The sequence below is a fragment of the Erwinia pyrifoliae DSM 12163 genome (assembly GCF_000026985.1).
Lineage (GTDB): Bacteria > Pseudomonadota > Gammaproteobacteria > Enterobacterales > Enterobacteriaceae > Erwinia > Erwinia pyrifoliae.
Window position 1 is genome coordinate 1,095,453 of sequence record NC_017390.1, and the last position, 24,499, is coordinate 1,119,951.

25 protein-coding genes and 1 pseudogene are annotated in these 24,499 nt (G+C 52.7%); 22 read left to right on the plus strand and 4 right to left on the minus strand.

The features are described from left to right. Nucleotides 1-104: 104 nt before the first annotated feature. Entirely contained in the window at nt 105-1,559 is a 1,455-nt protein-coding gene (locus tag EPYR_RS04885) for a FliC/FljB family flagellin (protein ID WP_012667304.1), read from the minus strand. Between the two features lie 330 nt (nt 1,560-1,889). Between EPYR_RS04885 and fliD the strand changes: the two genes are divergently transcribed. Genes fliD through EPYR_RS04900 form a run of 3 tightly spaced genes read left to right on the plus strand, consistent with a single transcriptional unit; the run spans nt 1,890 to nt 4,146 of the window. Next, nucleotides 1,890-3,359 (plus strand): flagellar filament capping protein FliD, encoded by a 1,470-nt coding sequence (fliD, locus tag EPYR_RS04890; RefSeq protein ID WP_012667305.1) that lies wholly within the window; start codon nt 1,890-1,892, stop codon nt 3,357-3,359. A gap of 48 nt (nt 3,360-3,407) precedes the next feature. Continuing rightward, complete coding sequence (fliS, locus tag EPYR_RS04895; protein ID WP_012667306.1) at nt 3,408-3,815, plus strand: flagellar export chaperone FliS; 408 nt, start codon at nt 3,408-3,410, stop codon at nt 3,813-3,815. After that, the gene (locus EPYR_RS04900) at nt 3,808-4,146 is read left to right on the plus strand and encodes a flagellar protein FliT (protein ID WP_012667307.1); all 339 of its coding nucleotides are present in this window, start codon (nt 3,808-3,810) and stop codon (nt 4,144-4,146) included. Before fliS ends, EPYR_RS04900 begins: the two co-directional genes overlap by 8 nt. Before the next feature lie 200 nt (nt 4,147-4,346). Here EPYR_RS04900 and EPYR_RS04905 read toward each other — a convergent pair whose 3' ends face one another. From EPYR_RS04905 to flgA, 3 genes are all read right to left on the minus strand, one after another. Then, nucleotides 4,347-4,790, minus strand: coding sequence for a flagella synthesis protein FlgN (locus EPYR_RS04905; RefSeq protein ID WP_012667308.1), 444 nt, complete (start codon nt 4,788-4,790; stop codon nt 4,347-4,349). Between the two features lie 19 nt (nt 4,791-4,809). Next, nucleotides 4,810-5,109, minus strand: coding sequence for a flagellar biosynthesis anti-sigma factor FlgM (flgM, locus tag EPYR_RS04910; protein WP_012667309.1), 300 nt, complete (start codon nt 5,107-5,109; stop codon nt 4,810-4,812). A 73-nt stretch (nt 5,110-5,182) separates the two neighbouring features. After that, a complete protein-coding gene (flgA, locus tag EPYR_RS04915; RefSeq protein WP_012667310.1) occupies nt 5,183-5,887 on the minus strand; it encodes a flagellar basal body P-ring formation chaperone FlgA in 705 nt (234 codons plus the stop codon). A 282-nt stretch (nt 5,888-6,169) separates the two neighbouring features. On the opposite strand from flgA, the gene flgB reads away from it, so the two are divergent. The 19 genes and pseudogenes from flgB (at nt 6,170) to EPYR_RS05010 (ending at nt 24,379) form a co-directional block, all read left to right on the plus strand. Further along, a complete protein-coding gene (gene flgB / locus EPYR_RS04920) occupies nt 6,170-6,577 on the plus strand; it encodes a flagellar basal body rod protein FlgB (protein ID WP_012667311.1) in 408 nt (135 codons plus the stop codon). Nucleotides 6,578-6,591: 14 nt separating this feature from the next. After that, nucleotides 6,592-6,996 (plus strand): flagellar basal body rod protein FlgC, encoded by a 405-nt coding sequence (gene flgC, locus EPYR_RS04925; RefSeq protein WP_012667312.1) that lies wholly within the window; start codon nt 6,592-6,594, stop codon nt 6,994-6,996. 9 nt (nt 6,997-7,005) lie between these two features. Continuing rightward, nucleotides 7,006-7,686: a flagellar hook assembly protein FlgD gene (locus EPYR_RS04930; RefSeq protein WP_012667313.1), complete on the plus strand. Its 681-nt coding sequence runs from the start codon at nt 7,006-7,008 to the stop codon at nt 7,684-7,686. Between the two features lie 34 nt (nt 7,687-7,720). Beyond that, nucleotides 7,721-8,953, plus strand: coding sequence for a flagellar hook protein FlgE (gene flgE, locus EPYR_RS04935; protein WP_012667314.1), 1,233 nt, complete (start codon nt 7,721-7,723; stop codon nt 8,951-8,953). Nucleotides 8,954-8,965: 12 nt separating this feature from the next. After that, entirely contained in the window at nt 8,966-9,703 is a 738-nt protein-coding gene (locus EPYR_RS04940; protein WP_012667315.1) for a flagellar basal body rod protein FlgF, read from the plus strand. A gap of 21 nt (nt 9,704-9,724) precedes the next feature. Then, on the plus strand, nt 9,725-10,507 hold the full coding sequence (gene flgG, locus EPYR_RS04945; RefSeq protein WP_012667316.1) for a flagellar basal-body rod protein FlgG: 783 nt from the start codon (nt 9,725-9,727) through the stop codon (nt 10,505-10,507). A gap of 64 nt (nt 10,508-10,571) precedes the next feature. Next, nucleotides 10,572-11,285, plus strand: a complete 714-nt coding sequence (locus EPYR_RS04950; protein ID WP_014538645.1) for a flagellar basal body L-ring protein FlgH — start codon at nt 10,572-10,574, stop codon at nt 11,283-11,285. A 1-nt stretch (nt 11,286) separates the two neighbouring features. Continuing rightward, nucleotides 11,287-12,411 (plus strand): flagellar basal body P-ring protein FlgI, encoded by a 1,125-nt coding sequence (locus EPYR_RS04955; protein WP_014538646.1) that lies wholly within the window; start codon nt 11,287-11,289, stop codon nt 12,409-12,411. Continuing rightward, nucleotides 12,411-13,376, plus strand: a complete 966-nt coding sequence (gene flgJ / locus EPYR_RS04960; RefSeq protein WP_012667319.1) for a flagellar assembly peptidoglycan hydrolase FlgJ — start codon at nt 12,411-12,413, stop codon at nt 13,374-13,376. The genes EPYR_RS04955 and flgJ overlap by 1 nt, the downstream gene beginning before the upstream one ends. 110 nt (nt 13,377-13,486) lie before the next feature. Continuing rightward, nucleotides 13,487-15,125: pseudogene (flgK, locus tag EPYR_RS04965) on the plus strand (flagellar hook-associated protein FlgK). A 24-nt stretch (nt 15,126-15,149) separates the two neighbouring features. Next, the gene (gene flgL, locus EPYR_RS04970) at nt 15,150-16,058 is read left to right on the plus strand and encodes a flagellar hook-associated protein FlgL (RefSeq protein WP_012667321.1); all 909 of its coding nucleotides are present in this window, start codon (nt 15,150-15,152) and stop codon (nt 16,056-16,058) included. An 89-nt stretch (nt 16,059-16,147) separates the two neighbouring features. Further along, nucleotides 16,148-17,788: a methyl-accepting chemotaxis protein gene (locus tag EPYR_RS04975; protein ID WP_012667322.1), complete on the plus strand. Its 1,641-nt coding sequence runs from the start codon at nt 16,148-16,150 to the stop codon at nt 17,786-17,788. A 171-nt stretch (nt 17,789-17,959) separates the two neighbouring features. Then, entirely contained in the window at nt 17,960-18,691 is a 732-nt protein-coding gene (locus EPYR_RS04980; protein WP_012667323.1) for an RNA polymerase sigma factor FliA, read from the plus strand. Nucleotides 18,692-19,108: 417 nt separating this feature from the next. Then, nucleotides 19,109-19,462, plus strand: coding sequence for a flagellar transcriptional regulator FlhD (flhD, locus tag EPYR_RS04985; protein WP_012667324.1), 354 nt, complete (start codon nt 19,109-19,111; stop codon nt 19,460-19,462). Beyond that, nucleotides 19,459-20,031: a flagellar transcriptional regulator FlhC gene (gene flhC, locus EPYR_RS04990; protein ID WP_012667325.1), complete on the plus strand. Its 573-nt coding sequence runs from the start codon at nt 19,459-19,461 to the stop codon at nt 20,029-20,031. The genes flhD and flhC overlap by 4 nt, the downstream gene beginning before the upstream one ends. An 86-nt stretch (nt 20,032-20,117) precedes the next feature. Next, nucleotides 20,118-21,014 (plus strand): flagellar motor stator protein MotA, encoded by an 897-nt coding sequence (gene motA / locus EPYR_RS04995; protein ID WP_012667326.1) that lies wholly within the window; start codon nt 20,118-20,120, stop codon nt 21,012-21,014. Next, complete coding sequence (motB, locus tag EPYR_RS05000) at nt 21,011-21,919, plus strand: flagellar motor protein MotB (protein ID WP_012667327.1); 909 nt, start codon at nt 21,011-21,013, stop codon at nt 21,917-21,919. Before motA ends, motB begins: the two co-directional genes overlap by 4 nt. Beyond that, nucleotides 21,906-23,876, plus strand: a complete 1,971-nt coding sequence (gene cheA / locus EPYR_RS05005; protein WP_012667328.1) for a chemotaxis protein CheA — start codon at nt 21,906-21,908, stop codon at nt 23,874-23,876. The genes motB and cheA overlap by 14 nt, the downstream gene beginning before the upstream one ends. Then, nucleotides 23,873-24,379: a chemotaxis protein CheW gene (locus tag EPYR_RS05010; protein ID WP_012667329.1), complete on the plus strand. Its 507-nt coding sequence runs from the start codon at nt 23,873-23,875 to the stop codon at nt 24,377-24,379. Before cheA ends, EPYR_RS05010 begins: the two co-directional genes overlap by 4 nt. The last annotated feature ends 120 nt before the right edge of the window (nt 24,380-24,499 follow it).

Genomic DNA, 24,499 nt, shown 5'->3' on the forward strand with positions numbered 1-24,499 from the left:
GGACGATAATTTGCTGGCGGGATGATTTCGACAGGGAATAAAAAAGCCCTCCCCGAAGGGAGGGCTTTAGCCCGGAATGAAGGCAGGGCGTTAAATCAGCGCAATTAACGCAACAGGCTCAGTACGTTCTGAGGAACCTGGTTTGCCTGTGACAGGACGGTGATACCGGCCTGCTGCAGGATGTTTGCACGGCTCATGGCAGACACTTCTGCAGAGAAGTCAGCATCCAGGATGCGTGATTTCGCTTCAGTCATGTTGTTCACGGTGGTGTTCAGGTTGCTGATAATAGAGTTGAAACGGTTCTGTACCGCACCCAGACCTGAACGGAAGCTGTCAACCTGTGCCAGCGCGGAGTCCATAGTTGCCAGCAGGCCGCCGCCGCCGTTAGCCAGCTCGCCCACTTTCTGCATATCCGCAGCTTTCAGGTCAGTGCCTTTAGTGGCTTTGATTGCGCCAGCATTATCAGCCAGGGTCATCTCTGCGCCAGTTTTCACGCCAGACGCATCGGTGTGAACCGCGTAGTAAGACACTTTGCCCGCATCATCAGTCAGGCCGATAAGCTCCATGTTAGCGACGGAAGAAGCATCGCCACCCATTGCGGTAGCAATTTCGGTCATATCCTGTTCGGTCAGTTTATGCGCCGCGCCGCCAAGATCGATTTCCTGACCGGCTTTCAGCACTTCGCCTTCGCCTTTCAGCTTGCTTGGGCCGTTAACCAGGATATCGGCATCGACTGCGCTGAGTTCTTTACCGGCAGTAGCTGAAACCAATTTGCCTGAGCCATCACCTTTAAGAGTGACTTCGGTTGCTTTGCCTTTCGTGGAGTCAAAGGCATAGTAAGTTTCTTTACCCGCTTCAACAACGCTGTACAGAGAAACGTCACCCTTAGCTGCACCAACGGCTTGTTCAATTTCAGTCATTGCTGCGGGATCAAGGGCAATATCTTCTCCGCCAATAGTGACAGTGCCAGTAACAGGAGTACCTGCCGCATCCAGCGTAGGCTTAGCACCAGAGCTGGCCAGCGCGCCGGTCACGTCGTAGCCATCCAGGCCCAGTTTTTCCAGGTCCATTGCCGGCAGGTCGATGCCGATAGTCTGGCCATCTTTCGCGCCGATCTGGATCTGCAGCTGAGAAGTAGAACCGTCCAGCACGTTTACGCCGTTGAAGTCGGTGTCTTTAGCGATACGACCAATTTCAGCCAGACGCGCGGTGATCTCTTCCTGTACGGATTTCTTATCAGATTCTGAGTTGGTGCCGTTCAGCGCCTGCTCGGTCAGACGACGAATGTTCAGCAGGTTGTCGTTGATTTCGTTCAGTGCGCCTTCAGTGGTCTGCGCCAGAGAGATACCGTCGTTGGCGTTACGTGCCGCCTGAGTCATGCCTTCGATGCTGGCAGTGAAACGGTTGCTGATGGCCTGACCGGCAGCATCATCTTTCGCACTGTTGATACGCAGACCAGAAGACAGACGCTGGATCGCGGTGCCCAGAGAGGCCTGGGATTTGTTCAGGTTAGTCTGAGCCATCAGACTCAGTGCGTTAGTATTAATGACCTGGGCCATATTCATATCCTCGTAGATTGGTTGGGCTTAATTAAGCTTATGCGTCCGTTGTTGCGCATAACTTATCTATCGGTGGGAATGAAAAAGGACTGAAATTTTTTTAGCGTATTTTTCAAAATATGAGAAATAGAGTCAGATTTGTCGCTAATTCTTCTATTTAAAATATCGCCTTTCCTTTATTGCATCATTAAATGTGAGAACAGGTAACAAAACTACTTATACCCGTCAATGCGTATTGTTGACTACGCGATAAAAAATTAAACTAAAAAACAGAACATCCGATTTCTATAATGACGATGATAAATTGCATATGATATGCAGGAGAGAAAAATGGCTGGATTTGCAATACCAGGACTGGGTTCTGGCGGCACCATCGATTTTAGTTCGATGCTCGATCAAATAAAAATGGCTGAACAGCAGAAGCTGGTTCCTTATGACAAACGTAAAACGGCCTATACCGGCCAGGTATCGGCGTGGGGAAAAATCTCCAGCTCGCTGTCGGCACTGAGCGACAATATCAGCAAGATGGGCGAGGACGGCTTCCACGGCGTCAACGTCAGCACCAACAAGGCATTTAAGGCCACCGCCAAGGCGGGCGCCCAGCCGGACAGCTACGAAATCTACGTTGAGCAGCTGGCGCGCGCGCATAAAATCGGCACCGGATCGCAGGCCGACAAAACCAGCAATCTGGGCGATCAAAGCGTGGATACGCGAACGCTGAAAATCACCGTGGGCGACGGCGAGCCGATGGAAATCGAGCTGGCGAAGGATCAGACCTCGCTGGAGCAGATCGCCAAAAAGATTAACCAGGAAAAAGGCGACGTCACGGCCTCGGTGCGACCGACCGAAGAGGGCGGCTTCACGCTGGTGATGACCTCGAAGAAAACCGGGGAAGAAGGGCAGATCGCCGTGGAAGTCAGCGGCGATGACGCGCTGGCCGGAGTGCTGGATTTTGACCCCAATGTGCAGCCAGGAGCGGGTAGCAACGCGATGTCCACCGTTACCGAGGCGCAAAACGCCATTATGGTGATCGATGGCACCCGTCTGGAGCGCAGCAGCAATACCATTAACGATGCCGTTGAAGGGGTGACTCTGGAATTGCAGCAGGTATCAGAGAAAGACAAGGATGGCGAGTATGCCTATGAAAACCTGTCGATCACCAGCGATACCAGTAAATTCAAGGATGCAATCGAAGAGTTTGTCAAACTGTATAACGCCTTTATCAGCGCGTCCGACAGCGCCAGCGCGTGGAATGCACCGACTGACGACGCCGAGGGCGAGGCGAATCCCGGCAACGGCCCGCTGATGGGTAACGGTACGCTGCGCCGCCTGACCAACGATATCCGTTTCATTACCGGCAGTGATAACAGTCAGCTGAGCCAGGTGTTTTCTTCTCTGGCGAAGCTGGGGATCGAAGTGAAAGTCGAAGATGCCGGCACCGGCAAGCTGACGATTAACAGCAGCAAGCTGGAAGAAGCGGTTAAAAACAATCCTGACGAGATCGAGGCGCTGTTCCTCGGCAAAGGGGAATCTGAAGGCATCGCCGACAAGTTACAGGAGATGATCAAAACCTACATCGGCGATAAGGACAGCATTCCTAAAACCACCGGCATCATCGGACAAACCACCAAAGGGCTGGAAGAGCAGACCAAACAGGTCAGTGCGCGCATGAGCCAGGTGCAAAAGATGATCGATGCCACCGTGGAGCGTAACCGTAAAGACTTCGAACGCCTCGATCTGGCGATGAATAAGATGAACAACATGAGCAGCCAGCTCTCTTCCATGCTGGCCGGACTTTAACGCTATAAGACGCCGGGCGCGGCTGCGCGCCCGGCAGGAAAACGCACTATGTATACCCGATCAGGCCAGAACGCCTACGCGAAAATTTCGCTGGAAAGTCAGCTGGCTGGCGCCACGCCGCATCAGCTGATCACCATGCTGTATGAGGGGGCTATCAACGCCATGCTGCGGGCGAAAATCTATTTTGAGCAGGGCAATATTCCACGCCGTGGAGAGATGATCTCGCGCGCGATTAATATCATCGACAACGGCCTGCGCGCCGGGCTAAATCATCAGGTCGGTGGCAACATTTCCGCAGAGATGGAGAGCCTGTACGAGTATGTTTCGCGCAATCTGCTGCTGGTTAACCTGCAACAGAACCCCGAACCGCTGCCGCAGCTGATTGAACTGATGACCAATATGTCCAATACCTGGAAAGAGATAGAGCCGGCGAAAAAGCAGGTGAAACATGGATAAGACGCTGATGTCCGAATTGCAGCGCATCAGCCAGCTGCATGATGAGCTGATGGTGCTAAGTTGTGAAGGCCATTGGGATGAGTTTATCGCCGCGTTGGATCCCTGTGCCGACCTTCTCCATGAGGCCATGCAGCTGGATAGCAGCGCCCTGAGTCCGGAAGAGCTGGCTGCCGCCCGCGAGCTTATGACCACTTTGCAGAACAATGAAGCGCTGATGGTTCAGCGTATGCGCGCCAGGCTTGACCAGCTGCGTGAAGAGATGTCGGGGCTTAACAAAGGTAAGGCGGTCAGCAACGCCTACGCCGCCCCGTTTACCGCCAGCATTCGTTGAGTTGCCCTGTCCTTTTTATTCCCCGCGCTGCCATGACTTTTGCTGTTCTCAATCTCCCAGCTGCTCACCGGTGTAAAATCCTGGTGATGCGCTGTCTTATTCCCGCTGCGGTGATGACCTTTATTAACGCGAATTTCAGGCAAAAAAAAGCCAGCGGCTAGCTGGCAAAAGGGCACAATAATTTGTAGGAGAGGCTGGGGTTACACGCTGATACGATAGCTTCCCCCCACGGGGGCAGAGTGCGATTCTCCCGTCGAGCCATAGAGGCTGTTGTTACCCCCCACGGTGGTGACGATCTGCTTCATCTGCAGATTGGTCTTCATATGCATATTCAGCAGCTCTTCAACTTTAAGGTTGAGTTTCTTGGTACTTTCAACTTTCTCACTCAATTGCTGCCAGCAGGTGAATAGTTTTACCTGCTGACGGTAGGGTGCAGAAATATGCATTTCTGCCTCTTCCTTACGGCGCAGTTCATCATAATAATGAATGGTCGATAACAGTTGGCTTTTATTATCCGTTAATATCTGTAGCGAAACGGGGTTAATCTGCGGGCGGCTTAAATGATTGAACTCTTCAATCATTATCCCTTCCAGTTCGCCGAGCGACGTTTTCATTTGAGACAAGATCGGATATAGCTTATCCATAACAAACTCAACTCATTCATTAATTAAATTGAAAAATATCCATCACCAGCGCACGAGCGATTTTTTGCGGATCCAACGGCAGTTCACCGGCATCTAATGCGGCACGAATTTCAGCAACACGTTGTTCATCTATATCGTTGCTGCTGTCGTTTTTCATCTGTTGTACCAGGCTGCTTAATCTCACCTGGGTTTTGTCATCCCCGGAAGTGTTGTGGGCTACGGGGTTGCCGGCGTCCTGATTCAGCTGACGGCCGCGCATATCACGGACGGCAGCAATAGCATTAGCGGCGGCGGCCGGTGTGGTACGGTCAATACTCATTTTATCCTCGCCAAATAGTCTTTATTTATTCTGTGTATACTTTTCTCATCGGCGTGCGAGGAAAAAACTAAAATTATTGTTGCAGTAAAATCTCAACCTGGCCGTCATGGGCCACTTTACCACTGATGGTGCGCCCGGTTCGCGTCTGCACTTTCAGCATATCGTCAACTGACGCGTTGGCGAGCGCCTTACCCTGGCTGCGAATACGAAAGCCGTCGCCCTGGGTGATAATATCCACCATTTGCCCGGCATGCAGCAGCCACTGTTGGCGCAGCTGATTTTGCACAATCGGGCTACCGACATTGAGCGCGCGCGTGGTGGTTTGACCAACGATCTGGTTGATGTCAAACAGGATGCCGGCTGGCTGATGATCCAAGCTACCGGTATGGGATTCAATATCCTCGGCGCGGATGACGCTGCCCACCGGCAGATTTTTCTTTGCCACCCACCAGCTGCCGTGTGCGCTGATCTGAATCTGTAAATAGTGGCGGCGTGCGCCGCACTGGGCGATCACGCTGCGTTTGCCGGTCAGCCTGGTATCATTACCGGCCAGTGACAGCACCGGATCGGGGCAGATCGCCGCCAGCTGGCGGGCGGGCGTCAGCAGTTTCGCCAGCTGAACCACGTTACCGTCATGCTCCTCTCCCTGTCTTTTCTTCAATAGCTCATCGATTCTTACCGACAGACGTTGCTCAATGCCGGAGGAGGTATGTGGAGTGGCATACAGCGTCGAACTCCAGCACAGCGCCAGGATCAGATAACGATAACGAGAAAACATATTTAAGCGTGCCTTACATCTGTTAATAGCTTGCGGATAACTACGAATAAGCGATCTGATTCCTGTCGCTGACGGTATAAATTATAACCTGGTATGAGAAGATGTTATTGCACTAAATGCCAGCGCTTTTGCAGCTAATTTAAAAGCTAAATTCTCTATTTTATCTAACTGTGTTCTTATTCCCTTAAATACGCCTGTTTGTGTTATTTCCTTGCGGTGTAATATTTTCCCCCTGCTGGCTAAAATGTGACGGTTAATTTACAGGCGCGAGAACAGATATTCATGATTAATAAACTTGATGATGCGTTTCTCTTTCAGCAGGAGGCGTTGAGTTTACTCTCGCGTCGGCAGGAAGTGCTGGCATCTAACATTGCAAATGCGGATACCCCAGGCTACATGGCACGGGATATTGATTTTTCTCAGCAGCTTAAAAATACCCTGGCGAATCAGTCGATGGCTAAATCGCCCGTGTCACTGTCTTTAACCGCAGAAAAACATATTGAGGGAAAAGGCAGGCTGTTTGATGACGCGAATTTGCTGTATCGCACGCCGGATCAGCCGAGTGCGGACGGTAATACCGTGGATATGGATCGTGAGCGTATTGGCATGGCCGATACCAACGTGAAATATCAGTCTGGCCTGACATTCCTCGGTGCTGATATTAAGAAAATGATGAGCGTGCTGGCTTAAGGAGCATCGTAACCATGTCGTTATTTAGCGTTTTTGATATTTCAGGCTCGGCGATGGCGGCGCAGTCAAAACGACTCAACGTCAGCGCCAGTAATATGGCCAACGCTGACAGCGTTGTCGGTCCGGATGGGCAGCCTTATCGCGCCCGTCAGGTGACATTTGAAGTCGATGCCGCCGCTGGCAACGAGATTGGTGGCGTTAAGGTGGGCGAAGTGGTGGAAAGCAGCGCCCCGGATCGTCTGGTATATGAGCCAGGTAATCCGCTGGCAGACCAGCAGGGCTATGTGCGCATGCCCAACGTCAACGTAGTGGATGAAATGGTCAACACCCTTTCCGCCTCCCGCAGCTATCAGGCCAATGTCGAAGTGATGAACTCCGCCAAAGCCATGATGTTAAAGACCCTTTCACTGGGTCAGTAAGGATAATCAATGTCAGTTTCACCCGTTAACAATACCCGTGGCCCTGGTCAGGTTGATATGGGGAGCAGCGCTGCCGATATTTCCGGCAGCTTTATGACGCTGCTGATTGCCCAAATGCAGAATCAGGACCCGACTAACCCGATGGATAACAACCAGCTGACGTCGCAGCTGGCGCAGTTTAATACCGCTGCCGGGGTCGAGAAACTCAACGACTCAGTTGCCATTGTGGGCGGCATGCTGGTGCAGATGCAGGAGATGGGTGCTACCTCCTGGGTGGGGCGCGAAGTGATGATCGCAGGCGATGCCAAAGTTACCTGGGGTAATGCCGCAGAGCCATATGCTGATGCCGGTAAAGAGCTGAACTTCAATCTCAGCGGCGACGCGGAGACGGTCACGGTAACCCTGACCAATGATAACGGTGAAAGCTATACCGCAGAGCTGAAGGATGCTAAGCCCGGGGTGAATAAGTTCAGTCTGAGCGATCTGGAGAACTTCCAGCCGTCGTCACCGCCAGCAGGCAGCGAGTATACCGTCACCTATTCTGCCAGCAATGCCGGGGGAGAAGCGCCAACGGTCACCGGGCTTGTCCTCGACAAGGTTGAGTCGGTGTCGTTTGACCAGGGACGTGCGGTGCTGCACCTTGCCAGTAAAGGCACCACCGCCATTAATGACATTTTTGTGATTCAGTAACTCTCTTTCAAACCTTACTTTCTGGACATTTATTATGAGCTTTTCACAAGGCCTTAGCGGACTGAACGCCGCAGCCAGCGCGCTGGACGTGGTGGGTAACAATATCGCCAACTCACAAACTTTTGGTTTTAAAGCCGGATCTATCGGTTTTGCGGATATTTTCGCCGGAGCACAGGGCATGGGCGTTCAGGTTGCGGGGAGTAGCCAGAATTTCAAAGACGGCGGCCTGACCGGCACCGGCCGTAACATGGATATGGGCATTAATGGCAACGGTTTTTTCCGCCTGATGGATGAAGCGGGCCAGGCCTATTACAGCCGCAACGGCCAGTTCGATACCGATGTTAACGGTTATATCACTAACCTGACTAACGGCCTGCGCCTGACCGGCTATCAGGCGACCGGTACGCCACCTGCCATTCAGGCGGGTGCCGCCGTTGCGCCGATCCAGATCGATAAGACCGGGATGCCGCCGGTCGCCTCCACCAGCGGTAAGCTGAATGGCAACCTGACGGCCAGCGCCGAAGTGGTGACTAAAACGCCTTTCGACCACACTGATGGCGAAACCTTTAACTCATCCAGTCAGATTGAAGCCTTCGACAGCCTCGGCAATCGTCACACCATCGATATCTATTATGTGAAAACCGCAACGGGTGAATGGAAAGCCTATGCCAACGACGCCAGCGCGCCGGTGACCAGCGGTACGCCGCCCAAGTCTGAATACACCGAACTGGATATCAAATTTGATGAAAATGGCAAGCTGACCAACGATGCGGCCAGCAGCATTCTCAACGTCAAGAGCGCCGGCCTCAACGGTGCGACCCCGCTGGATCTTCAGCTCGATCTCTCCGGCATCACGCAGCATGAGTCCGATGCCTCGACGTTTGAACCGGTGAAAACCGACGGCCACGCCGCCGGTAACTATGTCAACTTCCAGATCGGTGATAACGGTGAAATCACCGCTAACTACGACAACGGTGAAAAACAGCTGATCGCTCAGGTGGTACTGGCGAACTTCGCTAACCCCGGCGGTTTGCAGCAGAACGGCAATAACACCTGGGTGGAATCTCCGCAGTCCGGCGGTTCCATCATCGGAACGGCCGGCACCGGTAGCTTTGGTAGCCTGACCGGCGGTGCGCTGGAGAACTCCAACGTCGATCTGGGTAGCGAGATGGTCAATATGATTGTCTACCAGCGTAACTACCAGTCGAACTCGCAGACTATCAAAACCCAGTCTGAGATGTTGCAGACCCTGGTTAATCTGCGCTAAGGGCGGTCATAAATGGATCGCGCTATCTATACCGCGATGAGCGCCGCGAATGCGGCGCTGAATCGCCAGGCGGTAACGTCTAACAATATGGCCAACGCCGCAACCACCGGTTTCCGCGCTCAAATGGCGGCGTTCCGCGCGGTACCGGTTGAAGGGGAAACCATCGCCACGCGCGCGCTGGTGGTCGACAGCACGCCGTACCATGATGGCAGCATGGGCCCGCTTAATCACACCGGTCGCAGCCTGGACGTTGCGCTGCCGCAGAACGGCTGGCTCGCCGTAGCCATGCCTGACGGCACCGAAGGCTATACCCGTAACGGTGCCATCGAGGTGGATCGTGACGGGGCGCTCAGCGTCAACGGCTATCCGCTGATGGGCGACGGCGCACCATTGACGGTTCCACCGCAGTCGGCGGTCACCATCGCGCCGGACGGCACGCTGACGGCGCTCGGTGCCGGCGACGACCCGACCACCGTCACGCCGGTCGGACGCCTGAAGATGGCCAACGCCAGTATCCAGGATTTACTGCACGGCGATGAAGGGCTGTTTCATCCGAAAGCGGGTGACTCACTGCCGGTTGACGCCGGGTTGCGCCTGAGTCCGGAAACGCTGGAAGGCAGCAACGTCAGTCCGGTGAAAGCCATGACGGAGATGATCGCCACCGCCCGCAGCTTCGATATGAACATGAAAACCATCCGCACCGCCGATGAAAATGCCAAGCAGGCTAATCAGTTATTAAGTGTGGGCTAAAACCCGTACGGGAGTCATAAGATGATCCGCTCTTTATGGATTGCAAAAACCGGTCTGGAAGCACAGCAGACCAATATGGACGTTATTTCCAACAACCTGGCCAACGTCGGCAGCACCGGCTTTAAACGCCAGCGTGCGGTATTTCAGGATCTGCTCTATCAGACCATGCGCCAGCCTGGTGCACAGGCATCAGAACAGACGACCTTGCCGACCGGTATGCAGTTAGGTACGGGTGTTGCCACGGTGGCGACTCAGCGTATGCACACCCAGGGATCGCTGACGCAAACCGGCAGAGATTACGATATGGCGATCCAGGGTAAGGGCTTCTTTCAGGTGCAGCTGCCTGACGGCACCACGGCCTATACCCGCGATGGATCGTTCAGCCTGAATGAAAATGGTCAAATGGTGACGGCGGAGGGCAACCCGGTACAGCCAGATATTACCGTACCGGCCGATGCGCAGAAGTTGACCGTCGGCGAAGACGGTATTGTCACCGCCACCGTGCCCGGGCAGGCAGCCCCGCAGCAGATTGGTCAGTTGACGCTGGCGAACTTTATCAATGATGCCGGCCTCGAAAGCCTGGGTGGCAATCTCTACGTAGAGACTCAGGCATCCGGTGCACCAAATGAAGCCACTCCCGGAATGGATGGAGCGGGTCGCCTTAAACACCAGTACATCGAAACGTCTAACGTCAACGTGGCGGAAGAGTTGGTGACGATGATCCAGGTTCAGCGCGCCTACGAAATCAACAGTAAAGCGGTTTCAGCTTCCGATCAGATGTTACAGCGTCTTGCCCAGCTGTAATCTTTACCTTTACCCGCCGACGGATGATGCCGGGCGGGTTGTGGACCCTTTAGTCATAAATGATATGAATAATTCTTGTTCTGTTTCTCATCACGGCTGGTGCCGCGTCGCCGCCATTAGCGCGGCTCTTTTGCTGACTGGCTGTGCGCATATCATGCAGCAACCGCTGGTTCAGGGACCCACTTCTGCGACACCATTACAGATGGCTCCGACCGGTGCCAGCGGCTCGCTGTTTCAGAGCGGGCAGGCTATGAACTATGGCTATCAGCCGATGTTTGAAGATCGCCGACCGCGTAACGTCGGCGATACATTGACCATTCTGCTGCAGGAAAACGTCAGCGCCAGCAAAAGTTCGTCCGCCAGTGCCAACCGTAATGGATCCGCCGGGATGGGGCTTGAAGTCGTACCGTCATCCGTCAGCGGTGCGCTTGGCAATGGCAAGCTGGATTTCAACGCCGAAGGTCAATCTGATTTCGCCGGCAAGGGCGGCGCTGCGGCGCGTAACACGTTCACCGGCACGATTACCGTCACCGTCAACCAGCTGCTGCCAAACGGTAACTTGCAGGTAGTGGGTGAAAAGCAGATCGCCATTAACCAGGGGACGGAATTTATCCGCTTCTCCGGGGTGGTTAACCCCCGCACCATCAGCGGCAGTAATACCGTGTCTTCGACGCAGGTTTCAGATGCGCGCATCGAATACGTCGGCAATGGCTATATCAATGAATCGCAGAACATGGGCTGGTTACAGCGCGTGTTATTGAATATCTCACCTTTCTGAAATGATGATGAAAAAACAAACCCTTTTAATGTCCGTTAGCGTGCTGCTGTGCTCTCTGCTGGTGGCACTCCCCAACATGGTTCGGGCCGAGCGTATACGCGATCTGACCTCGGTGCAGGGTGTACGCGCCAACACGCTGATGGGCTACGGCCTGGTGGTGGGGCTGGACGGCACCGGCGATCAGACCATGCAGGCTCCCTTCACCGGACAGAGCCTGAACAACATGCTCTCCCAGCTGGGGATTACCGTACCGGCCGGAACCAATATGCAGCTGAAGAATATTGCAGCGGTGATGGTCACTGCCGAACTGCCGGCATTTTCCCGGCCTGGTGACCGCATTGATATTGTCGTCTCTTCGCTCGGTAACGCTAAAAGTCTGCGCGGCGGTACGCTGCTGATGACGCCATTGAAAGGCGCGGATACCCAGATTTACGCCCTGGCACAAGGTAATGTCCTGATTTCCGGCGCAGGCGCGCAGGCGGGCGGCAGTCGGGTTCAGGTTAATCAGCTTAATGGCGGGCGCATTAGCGGTGGGGCAACCGTCGAACGGGAAGTGCCTAACGATTTTGCTAAGCAAACGGCGTTGCGCCTGCAGCTCAACGAGACCGATTTTTCGCTGGCCCAGCAGATTAGCGATGCCATTAACCGCCGCTTTAGCGGCGGTGCGGTGCCTGAAGATGCGCGCACCGTACGCCTGTTCGGCCCGACTGACGGGCCGTCACGCGTGCGCTTTCTCGCCAATATTCAGGACATACCGCTGCATGTTGCCGTGCAGGATGCCAAAGTGATCGTCAATTCGCGTACTGGATCGGTGGTGATGAACCGTCACGTTACCCTCGAATCCTGCGCCATTGCGCACGGTGGGCTGACCGTTGAGGTGGCGCAAAACAATCTTATCAGTCAACCGGATACGCCACTGGCAGGCGGTGAAACCGTGGTGGTGCCGCAGGCACAAATCTCGGTACGCGATAGCGGCGGCGCGCTGCAGCGTGTTAACAGCAGTGCGGATCTGAATAACGTGGTTCGCGCGTTAAACGGACTGGGCGCAACCCCTAACGAGCTGATGTCGATTTTACAGGCGATGAAAAGTGCTGGCTGTCTGCGGGCGAAGCTGGAGATTAACTGATGAGCGCTAACCCACCGTTCAGCACTGCCGCATGGGATCTCCGTTCGCTTGATGCGCTCAAACTGAAGGCGACCAATAACGCACCGCAGGCGCTCAAGGCTGCGGCGCAGCAGATGGAAGGGCTGTTTGTGCAGATGATGCTGAAAAGTATGCGTGACGCCAGTATCAAAGACGACGCGCTGCACAGCCCGGCAACGGATATGTACACCTCGATGCACGATCAGCAGCTGGCTCAGGATATTGCCCAAAAAAGCCAGCTCGGTTTTGCCGGGATGATCGTGCGTCAGATGGGCGGGGAAAGCGCATCGCCAACCGCGAACATTGCCGCACCTGCCGCTGCATCCTGGTCGTCGTTACCCGATGGTTTACGTCCTCCTTCGGCGAAAACGGCGGCGGTACCCCCGTCATCGCCTGTGGCTATGTCGACATCATCACCGACCCACTTAGCCTGTGCACAGGGCAGCAGCTCGCAGCCGTTTATTCAGCGTCTGCTGCGGCCCGCATTGCAGGCGGCGCAGAGCAGCGGTATTCATCCGCATCTGATCCTGGCACAGGCAGCGCTGGAGTCTGGCTGGGGGAAACGCGAGATCGCGGCCAGCGACGGCAAACCAAGCCACAACCTGTTTGGTATTAAAGCCAGCGCTGACTGGCAGGGGAAAACCACGGAAATTACCACTACGGAATACCGTGATGGTAGTCCACATAAAGTGAAGGCGGCCTTCCGTGTCTATGACTCCTATAGCGATGCGCTGACCGATTACGCCAGGTTGCTGACCAATAATCCACGCTATCGCCATGTAGCACAATCCACTTCTGCTGAACAGGGTGCACACGCGCTACAGGCCGGGGGATACGCCACCGATCCGGCTTACGCCAGCAAACTTAAGAATATTATTCAGCAGGTAAAAGGCAGCATCAGTACCGGCATTCAGGCTTATAAAAGTGACCTGAACGATATTTTTTAAGAAAGTTTTAGTTAATTTCCTAATGACCGATGAAGTAATTAAGAACAGTGGAATTCAGATCGCCCGGCATTAACCTCCGGGTGGTGCACTCAGAATCAGGTGGATAAACGATGAACCTTTTTAATATCGCCAGAAGTGGCCTCAGTAGCTCACAAGCAGGATTAAGCGTTATCGGCAGCAATATTAATAATGCCATGAACGGGCACTATAGCCGTCGCGATATTCTGTTGGGCGAATCCGGTGGCATGATTTCGGGTAAAGGCTTTTACGGTTTCGGCGTGCAGGTTAACGGCGTGCAGCGCGGCTATGATGCCTTTATTAACAATGAGCTGCGCGGCGGAATTACCGCCTGTGCCGGCCACAAAACCCGTTATGAGCAGCTGGCTGAAATCGACAATATGCTCGGCAACGATGAAACCAACCCTTCCGTTTCGCTGAATAAGTTTTTTTGAGGCGTTAAAAGAGATGGAAAAGGATCCGAGCGCGCCCGCCGCCCGTCAGTCGGCTTATAGCACGCTCGGTTCACTGACCTATCAGTTTAACAGCAGCAGTGAGCGCCTTACCGGACTGGAAAAAAGCACCAACACGCAGATTAAGCAAAGCGTTGATGATATCAACAGCTGCACGCAACAGCTGGCGAAGCTGAATGAAAATATCGAAAAGATCGTCTCGCAGCACGGTACGCCACCGGCCGATCTGCTGGACGCGCGCGACGGCCTGCTGGAAGACCTGAGTATGCAGACTGGCATCAAGGTCAATGAAGACAAGCTCACCGGGCGGATGGACGTGACGCTGGCCGACGGCCGCCCGCTGGTTTCTGGCACACGGGTCTATCAGCTGAAGGCAGAGGCCAGCGCGGAGAATCCCAATAAAACCGTCGTTTCCTACATCGATGCCAGCGGTAATGCCACCCGGCTTGACGAAGAGCGCATGACCGGCGGCGCGCTGGGCGGCCTGTTTACCTTCCGCAACGAAGATTTGAGCAAGGCGCGCAATGAGCTGAACCAGATGGCGCTGAAGATGGCGGGGCGCTTTAATGAAGTCAACGGCCAGGGTTATGACCAGAACGGCAACCCGGGCGGCGATCTGTTTAACGTTCCCACCCCTGAAGCGCTGGCCAACCGCAATAACGGCGGCGATGCCAGCATTGATGCAAGATTAACCGCACCTTACACCGACGTGAAAGCGGAGGACTACACCATCACCTTCACCAACGGTGACTGGGAAGTCAAAGGGGCAGATGGTCGCGTGGTGCCGCATACGGTTAACGCCGCCGGCGAACTGGAATTTGATGGTGTCAGCCTCGGCGTCAGTGGCACGGCAGAGGAAGGCGACAGCTTTATGCTGAACCCGGCGGCAGGCGTGGCGGAAAATGTCAGCGTGGCTGTTGACAACGGCGAGGCGATCGCCGCCTCCGATTCCAGCGATCCAGAGGAAGTCTCGAATAACAAAAACCTGGCAAAACTGCTGGGGATTCAGGATGAAAAGCTGATCGGTAAAGCAACGTTGACCGAGTCCTATGCCAGCCTGGTCAGTGGGCTGGGTTCATCAACCAGTGCGTTAAAAGCCGATTATGCGACGGCAGGTAGCGTGTTGAACGAGCTGACCACCAAGTGGCAGTCGGTGGTTGGCGTTAACCTGGAAGATGAGTATGTGACCCTGAGTATGTTTGAAAAGTATTACCAGGCGAATGCGCAGGTTCTGCAAACGGCCACCACGATGCTGGACACGCTGTTAGCCATTAAGTAATTGCCCCGCGAAAGAGGAAGAATGATGCGCCTAAGTACGCAATATATGTATAAGCAGAACATGGAGAGCATGTCTGCACAGATGACTCAAAACCACGGCTTGTTCAGCCGTATCAGCGCGGGCAAAACCCTGTTGGCCGCGTCCGACAATCCCGGCGGTGCAGCAGATGCCGTTATTCTGCAGAATGCGCTGGCAAAAATGGAGCTGTATAAAGATGCCCGCTCCGGGGCGCGCAGCGGCATGGAGCAGGAGGATTCTACCCTGAGTTCCGTTGGAAAATTGCTGACCAAAAACCTCAGCGAGAAGCTGGTTGCCGCGATGAACGGTACCCTGTCGGAAGAAGACCGAGCCGTGCTGGGGCAGGAAATTGAAGGTATCAGTAAAAATCTGCTGGACCTGGCCAATACCCGCGACGGCAGTGGTCGCTATGTCTTCTCCGGATTTAAAACCGGTACTGCCGCGTTCGATGAGCAGGGTAACTATCAGGGCGGGGATACCGCTATTCATCAGACGGTAGCCGATGGTAGCGATATGCAAATCAGCCATCTCGGTAGCGATATTTTTATGAGTGGAACCAGCAGCGACCTGTTCAAGAACCTGCAGAGTGCGGCCAGCGAGCTGACCAAATCGCCGCTTGATGAAGAACAGCTTAAATTAGCTCTGGGTGCGGCGAGCAAAGCGGTAGATGCCGGTATTGACCGTCTGGGCAAGGTGCAGGCCGATCTGGGGACTCAATTGCAACAGCTTGACGCGCTGGATATTCAGGCTGATAACGATTTCAACTCCATCGTCGGCAAACTGCAGAGCGTGCTAGGAGCAGACACCAGTACGCAGATTAACTTAATTCAGCAAACAAAAATGGCTGAAGTGGTTATGGAAGCCTCGATGAAAGTATTTCAGTCGATGCAAAAGATGAGCCTGTTCAGATCTTAATTCTTATCTTCCGTGTAGCACTTACCCGGTAATGAGGCAGCATGCTGACAGCGGACAAAAGCCTGTTATCAGCATGCTTAATGGATACTATGTTTAAAAATTTGAAAATTAACACCACGGTCAGCCTGATTATTGGCCTGTTCGCTATCACGCTGCTGTTGACCACCAGCTTCTTCGCGATGAACGGTTTTGTGGCCAACAAGCACCTTAACCATATTGTTGCCGCCGCCTCCAGTGAGCGACACGTAGGTGATGCAGCTTATAATATCACTGCCGGCATTGCGCATATTAACAGTGAGATGCTGCAAACTGCGTCAGGTAAGCCCCTTTCCCAGGACATGGTGCATGCCACCGATGACATACTTGGTAAGGCACGTCAGAGCATGGATGATTTCATGGCCTCGTCGTTTAACAGCCAGGAGGAGCGTAAAGCGGCAGCGGAGATCCTGACCGTGTTTAATCGGCTCTATGCGATGGCGGTGAACAAAAAGCAGTTTGTTAACACGCCGGCACGCTATACCGGCTCACTGGAAAGTGAAGTGGAGATGCGTGACCTGCTGCGCACAAAGCTAAGAGGCTATAACGAAGCCTCAAACCACGTCAGTAGTGCCTATATTAATGAGGCTGAAAGTGATAATAAGAAAATGATCGCTATCAGTATTATCGTTGTGATAGGCGCGCTGATGATGTGGATATTCGTGCGCTACTGGCTGAAACGTACGCTGGTACAACGCCTGGAACTGACCGTAAACTCACTACAAACCATTGCTGCAGGCGATTTAAGTAAAAAAGTGCTGGCCGGTAACCATAATGAAATTGGCATAATGCTAAGAGCGCTAGAGCAGATGCGTAATGCGCTGACGGGCACCATTGTCGGTATTCGCAAAGGCGTGCTGGGCATTCACAAAAATGCCCGTGAAATCGCTACCGGTAACAATGAGCTGTCATCGCGTACCGAACAGCAGGCGTCGGCGCTGCAGGAAACGGCAGCCAGCATGGAACAAATCAAAACCACCGTGCGCCAGAATGCCGATAATGCCCATACCGCACGTCAGCTGGCTGAAAGCGCCAGCGGCAATGCCCGTAGTGGCGGTGATGCAATGCATAATCTTGAGGAAATTATGCAGAAAATCAGCACCAGCTCACGTCAGATTGCCGATATCAATGGCGTGATTGACAGTATTGCTAATCAGACCAATATTCTGGCACTGAATGCTGCGGTAGAGGCTGCCCGTGCCGGCGAGCAGGGACGCGGTTTTGCCGTGGTAGCCGAAGAGGTGCGTAACCTGGCAAAACGCAGCGCCGAGGCGGCGAAAGAGATCAATCATCTGATCAACACCTGTGTATCTACGGTGGATGCCGGCTCGCGTCAGGTGGTACAGGCCAGCGGCGTGATGCAGGAAATTGTCTCTTCCGTTACTCAGGTTACTGAGATTATGGGAGAAATCACTTCAGCCTCTGACGAACAGAGCGCGGGGATTAACCAGATATCCCAAGCGGTTAACGAGATGGATTTAGTGACACAGCAAAATGCTGCGATGGTTGAAGAAGCTGCGATGGCTGCCGGCGAGCTGGAGATGCAGTCTGATGCCCTTGAGAACCTGGTGGCGCAGTTTGTGCTTAATGAAAACCGTGACAGTACCCCGGTAGAATTAACCCGAGCTGGGCAGGTCAATGATTATAAAACCGCAGCGATGCATGTGGATAACGACCAATGGGAAACCTTTTAACTCCCGGTAATGCCATTATTTGTGGTGGTAATTCATGGCGTGAATTTAACGCACTATTTATCGGGTAATCAAAGTAGCGGATTAGGCATTTTTATAAAGGTTTTTTGCACTATTTAAATTCCACGTTTCATCGGATAATTTCAGTTGATATTATTGGGTGAGAGCATTAGCGTGAGCGGAATTTATACCCCGGGTGGCATTGAAGATAAGACGATATTATGGGGGAAATATAACCATATTGTCCGTCAAGAGGCATTACGCTTACAAAAGCGTCTGCCGGCCAGTGTGGAACTTGATGATCTTATTCAGGCTGGCTCGCTAGGTTTTTTGTCCGCAATTGATCATTTTGACCCGACCAAAGGGGTAACGCTCAGCGCTTTCCTTGCCCAACGTATACGCTGGGCATTAATGGATGAATTGCGTGAGCGTGACTGGGTGCCAAGACGGGTACGGAAACATGCCAGGGAAGTGACGGCGGTTATTCAGCAGTTGGAGCAAAATAAAGGCGGTGAGGCATCAGAAGCAGATATTGCCACAGAAATGGGCGTTTCTGTCGGTGAATTGCAGCAGATGCTAGCAGATACCAATAGCAGCCAGATTTATTCGCTTGATGAACTGCAAGAACAGTTTGCTGATTCGTATGAAACGATCGATGAAGGGAATGAAGCATTAAATCCTGTACATCAGGCCGTGCAGGAAAACCTGGTGGGTAAGATTGCAGAACATATCAGTGTAATACCTGAAAGAGAGCAGAGGATCCTGCAACTTTACTATCAGCAAGATCTGAATATGAGAGAGATTGGCGCAGTTCTCAGCCTGACAGAGACGCGGGTCAGTCAGTTACACAGTCTGGCGATAAAAAGAATCAGGGCCAGAATGGATGCCTTGAACGGTTGTGAGTGAATTTTTGTTATTAGTCGAATGAATTAGGGTGTCGATTTCAATAGAAAGCAGGGTTTTCATTTTTGTTCACCTTTAACATGATTATGTTGCGATTTAATAAGAAATAATCCTTTTAATTTGTTTTAATTTTTCTTTTAATCAATCAGTTATGTGTCTTTCAGGCAGGTGGTGCTTTTGGATGTATTGTGATTGAAAACCGGTATGGTTAGGATGCTTCCTCGATTTTGATGCAGCCGCAGTCGACAGGGAAATCAATACATTCATATTTTGTTGCGCCTAACCCATTGCAAGGTTGGTCGCCGTGAGTATCAATGCAAAAAGGCTTTGTGTCAGTATCTGGTTGCCGGTTTTATTTTGGATATCTTTTACATAATGACATGGCCGGTTCGTACTGAGTGATATTAAGAGAATTAGATAATGCCTAGTTTTGATGAGCACCTGCAGAGTATTCATGATATTAATTTGTCATATTTACTGCTTTCACAACAATTAATTCGTAAAGATAAATTTGCTGCTGGCTTTCGCCTTGGATTGTCTGAGGCGACGATTGATAACCTGAAAGCACTTTCATTACCTCAGCTGATGAAACTGGCTGCAACTAATCAGCTGATTTGTCGTCTGCGTGTTGATGATGATATTGCTATTGAAAATCTGACCAAGGATTCACGAATTGAAGCTTTACAGCAAATTCATACCGGGATCCTTTTGTCGACAGATTTGCTTAATAAATTAAGCTGTCAGCAAAATACTTCATCCGGAGGCCAGTCATGAGTGATAAGAGCCTGCTGAATGAAATTCACGAAGTGAATATTGCTATGGAATTGATTAACCTCGGTGCAAGGATGCAGGTTCTTGAATCGGAAACGTCAATCAGTCGTCGGCGTCTGCTGCGTTTATATAAAGAATTACGCGGCTGCCCGCCGCCTAAAGGCATGCTGCCTTTTTCCGAAGACTGGTTTATGTCTTGGGAACAAAATATTCATTCTTCAATGTTTTATAATATTTATCTCTATTTGCAGAAAGCTGAAAAAGGGCGGCCGATTAAAACCCTGATGAAAGCCTACCGGCTTTATCTTGAACAGTGTTATCCGCGCTCGTCAGAAAAACCCGTATTGGGATTAACGCGTGCGTGGACGCTATTACGGTTTGTCGGCTGCGGAATTATTTCGCAGAAGTCTTGTGCTGTATGCAAAGGGGGCTTTGTGGTGGCGACGGAATTTATCAAGAATCCGTTTACCTGCAGCCTGTGCAGCCCGCCTTCACGGGCGCTGAAGAAAACGCAGGTCAACAACCATGAGTACGTCAGTTCGTACCCTCAGCAGTTGACTGCATCTGCCTGAACAACGTTGCATGGCAGTCAACGGGCCGGTTTTCCCTTGCAGGCAAAGACGTCGGCACGGGACATAAACGATAAAAAGGAGTAAGTGTGTTAGTAGTCATTGGCTATTTGGTTGTTATTGCGACTGTTTTTGGTGGTTTTGTGCTTTCCGGTGGCAGTCTTAGCTCATTATTTCAGCCGGTTGAGCTACTGATTATTGGTGGGGCAGGTGTTGGCGCCTTTATCGTCGGTAATAATATGAAGTCGTTGAAGGCCACCGGCAGAGCGCTGGTTCGTCTTTTCTTCGGTCGTAGCTACAGTAAAGTCGTTTACATGGATCTGATGGCTATGCTGTTTCTTCTGCTCTCCAAGAGCCGTGTTCAGGGCTTGATGTCGTTGGAGAAGGATATCGAAGATCCGGCCAACAGCGATATTTTCAGTGCCTATCCGCGTTTACTTTCTGACCCGACGCTGATCAACTTTGTGCTGGATTACTTCCGTCTGATGATCAGCGGCAGTATGAACGCCCACCAAATTGAAGATTTGATGGACGAAGAAATTGAAACCTGTCAGGAAGAACTGGAAGTTCCGGCACAGAGTCTTAATACCGTCGGTGACGCCTTCCCGGCCTTTGGTATTGTGGCGGCAGTCATGGGCGTGGTGAACGCGCTGGGGGCGGCTGACCGTCCCGCTGCCGAACTGGGCATGCTGATTGCACATGCCATGGTGGGTACTTTCCTCGGTATTCTTATCGCTTATGGCTTTGTGCTGCCGCTGGCGACGGTATTGCGTCAGAAGAGCAGCGATCAGGTCAAAATGCTGCAATGTATTAAGGTCACCCTGCTCTCCAGTCTCAATGGCTATGCGCCGCAAATCGCGGTCGAGTTTGGCCGTAAAACGTTGTATACCAGCGAGCGCCCCTCCTTTGAAGAGCTGGAAACCCACGTACGTGAGGTCAAAAGCAATGGGAGTTTCAAAAATCAGTCTGGGGATGCTGCTGAATGAAGGCAACCACTCCCATTATCAGGCAGCGCAAGCGCAAGCATAAAAAGCATGCTCACCATGGCGGGACATGGAAAATCGCCTATGCCGATTTTATGACGGCAATGATGGCCTTTTTTCTGGTGATGTGGTTGCTCGCTTCCTCTTCCGATATGCAGCGCGAAATGATCGCCGATTATTTTCGTATGCCGATTAAGCCGACGATGGGACAGGGAAATAAGACCAGTTTCAGCGAAAGTGTCATCCCCGGCGGCGGCGATGACGTGATAAGGCAAGAGGGTGAAGTTTCCAAATACCAGGTCGACAAGCTGGACAAATTTAAGAACGTGGAAAGTTTGAAAAAGGTCAAAACCCATCTGGAAGCGATGATCGAAAGCGATCCGCGTCTGAGCAACTTTAAATCCAACCTGCTGCTGACGCTGACGGATGACGGCCTGATGATTCAAATTACCGACAGTCAGGAGCGGCCAATGTTCAAGACCGGCAGTGAATCGCCTGAATCGTATATGAAAGGCATTCTGCAGGCGCTGGTCCCTTTACTGAAAGAGCTGCCTAATTCGCTCAGCCTGACCGGGCATACCGACTCGTTGGCCTATGCCGGTGGCAGCGGTGGCTACAGCAACTGGGAACTCTCCACCGGGCGTGCCAACGCGGCACGACGTGTGCTGGTTAACGCCGGACTGGGTGATGATCATATTTTACGCGTGATAGGTACCGGTAGCCGCATGGGACTGACGGATATCAGCGCGGATAACCCGATGAACCGACGTATCAGCATTTTGGTGCTGAGCAAGCTCAAGGAACGGCAGGTGCTGGAGGAAAACAGCATTCTCCAGCAGGCGGACACGGCCCTCCCACTGGGAACCAGCGTGAGCGCGGTTCAGGGATATTCAGATGGATCTAAATGATTTTTCACAAGTTTTCTTCTCAGAAGCTGAAGAGCTGTTGTCCGATATGGAGCAACATCTGCTGCTGCTGGACATCGCGCGTCCTGATATTGAGCAGCTGAATGCGATTTTCCGTGCGGCCCATTCACTGAAGGGCGGTGCGGGCACCTTCGGATTTAGCGTGCTGCAGGAAACCACGCATCTGTTAGAAAATTTACTGGATAAAGCCCGCTGCGGTGAGATACAGCTGAGCCGCGATATGGTTAATCTTTTTCTGGAAGGTAAGGACATTATGCAAGCGCAGCTTGAAGCCTATCAGTCGTTGCAGGAACCAGATGAAGAGAGTTTTCGCTATATTTGTGCGGCGCTACAGCAGATTGCTTTGTCGGAAAAAGGCGAACTGTCGCAGCCGGTAGTGCAACCTGCCACGCCATCTGTAACACATGCCCCGAAAAGCGATGGTCGCCTTACCGTCACGCTAAGCGGTATCAAACCGCAAGAGCAGCCGCTGCTGCTTGATGAGCTAGCTAACCTCGGAACCGTTATCAGTCAGCGGCCTGTCGGCAGCGGCATTGAGGTGGAACTCGAGACCTCGGTACTCGGCGATGAGATCGGCGCGGTGCTGTGTTTTGTGCTTGATGAAACCCAAATTGATATTCGCCCGTCGGCTGCCGTCAGTGCGCCGATCGAACCCGATGCGGTCGCACCTGCACAGATCCCGGCAGTGTCTGCGGCAGCGGAAGTTATCGTCAATGCTAAGCCTGAGATGGCGAAGCGTACCACCGGAACGGAGTCCGGCAGCATTCGTGTCGCTGTAGAAAAAGTTGACATGATCATTAATCAGGTGGGTGAGCTGATTATCACCCAATCGATATTTTCCCAGCTGACCGAACAGCTTGACCCGGCCAAGTACGGCATGTTGCTCAGCAGCGTGGCGCAGTTGGAACGTAATGCGCGCGAGCTGCAGCAGTCGGTGATGTCGATCCGCATGATGCCAATGGATTACGTCTTTAGCCGCTTCCCGCGCCTGGTTCACGACCTTGGCGCCCGGCTGAATAAAGACGTTGAGCTGACCCTGCTGGGCGGTGCCGCCGAACTGGATAAGAGTCTGATTGAACGCATTATCGACCCGTTAACGCATCTGGTACGTAACAGTCTCGATCATGGCATCGAGGAAAAAGACGAACGTCTGCGTAAAGGGAAAAGCGCCACGGGCAATCTTACGCTGTCGGCAGAACATCACGGCGGCAATATCGTTATTGAAGTCAGAGATGATGGTGCCGGCCTGAATCGGGAAAAACTGCTGGCCAAAGCGCGATCGCGCGGCACCCAGATAGCCGATTCAGCCAGCGACGATGAAGTGTGGATGCTGATATTTGCTGCCGGTTTTTCTACGGCAACTAACGTCACCGATGTTTCCGGGCGCGGAGTCGGTATGGATGTGGTGCGGCGTAATATTCTGGCAATGGGCGGACATGTGGAAGTCTGTTCGGTCAAGGATCAAGGCACCACCATCCGTATTCTGCTGCCGCTGACGCTGGCCATCCTTGACGGCATGTCCGTCAAGGTGGGGGACGAAATCTACGTGCTGCCGCTGAACGTGGTGATGGAATCGTTGAAGCCCAGTGCAGATATGCTTTATCAATTTGTTGGTCAGTCACGGCTGGTGCAGGTACGCGGTGAGTATCTGCCGTTAACGGAACTGCGCCAGGCATTTGATGTGTCTGGTGAGGCTGCATCTGAAGACGGCATCATCGTTATTGTACAGAGCGGTGGCTGCCGCTATGCGCTGTGGGTCGATCAGCTGGTTGGCCAGCATCAGGTGGTGGTGAAAAATCTTGAACACAATTATCGCAAAGTGCCCGGTATCTCCGCCGCGACCATCCTGGGCGATGGTAGCGTGGCGCTGATTCTGGATGTCATTGAACTGGCCAGCCTGAGTCATCAATCCGATCGTTTAGAAGGAAAGAAATCATGACCTTAAACGCTGGCAATCATCTTGCCGTATCCGATGCCGGTCGACAAAAATACCTGGTATTTCGCTTAGCGAATGAAGAGTACGGCATCGATATTTTGAAAGTGCAGGAGATTCGCGGCTGCGACAGGGTTACGCGTATTCCCAACGTGCCTGAATTTATCACCGGTGTCACCAACCTGCGCGGCGTGATTGTGCCGATTGTCGATTTGCGCGTGCGTTTTGACCAGGTGGTTGAGACCGAAAATGCCGCTGCTGTGGTTATCGTGTTGAATCTTAAAGATCGCGTGTTGGGCATTATGGTTGATGGCGTTGCCGACGTGCTGTCACTGGATGAAAGCCAAATCAGGCCGACGCCGGATGTCTCCTCAGTGATGGCCAGCAGCTATCTTGAAGGGATCGGCGTGATAGACAAGCGCATGGTCATTTTGGTGAATATCGAAATGCTGCTCAGTCGCGAAGAGATGCAGGTGGTGGGATCGCTGGCAGATGCCATGGCGAAATAAACAACCCGGCACGCAGGGGGGAGCGGCAGAAAACCAGCACGGTGGGCTTTCTGTCAATGGGGTATTTCAAGGCATCGTTCACCGGGTTGATATGCCTCATGCCGGCCTCAAACGCAATGT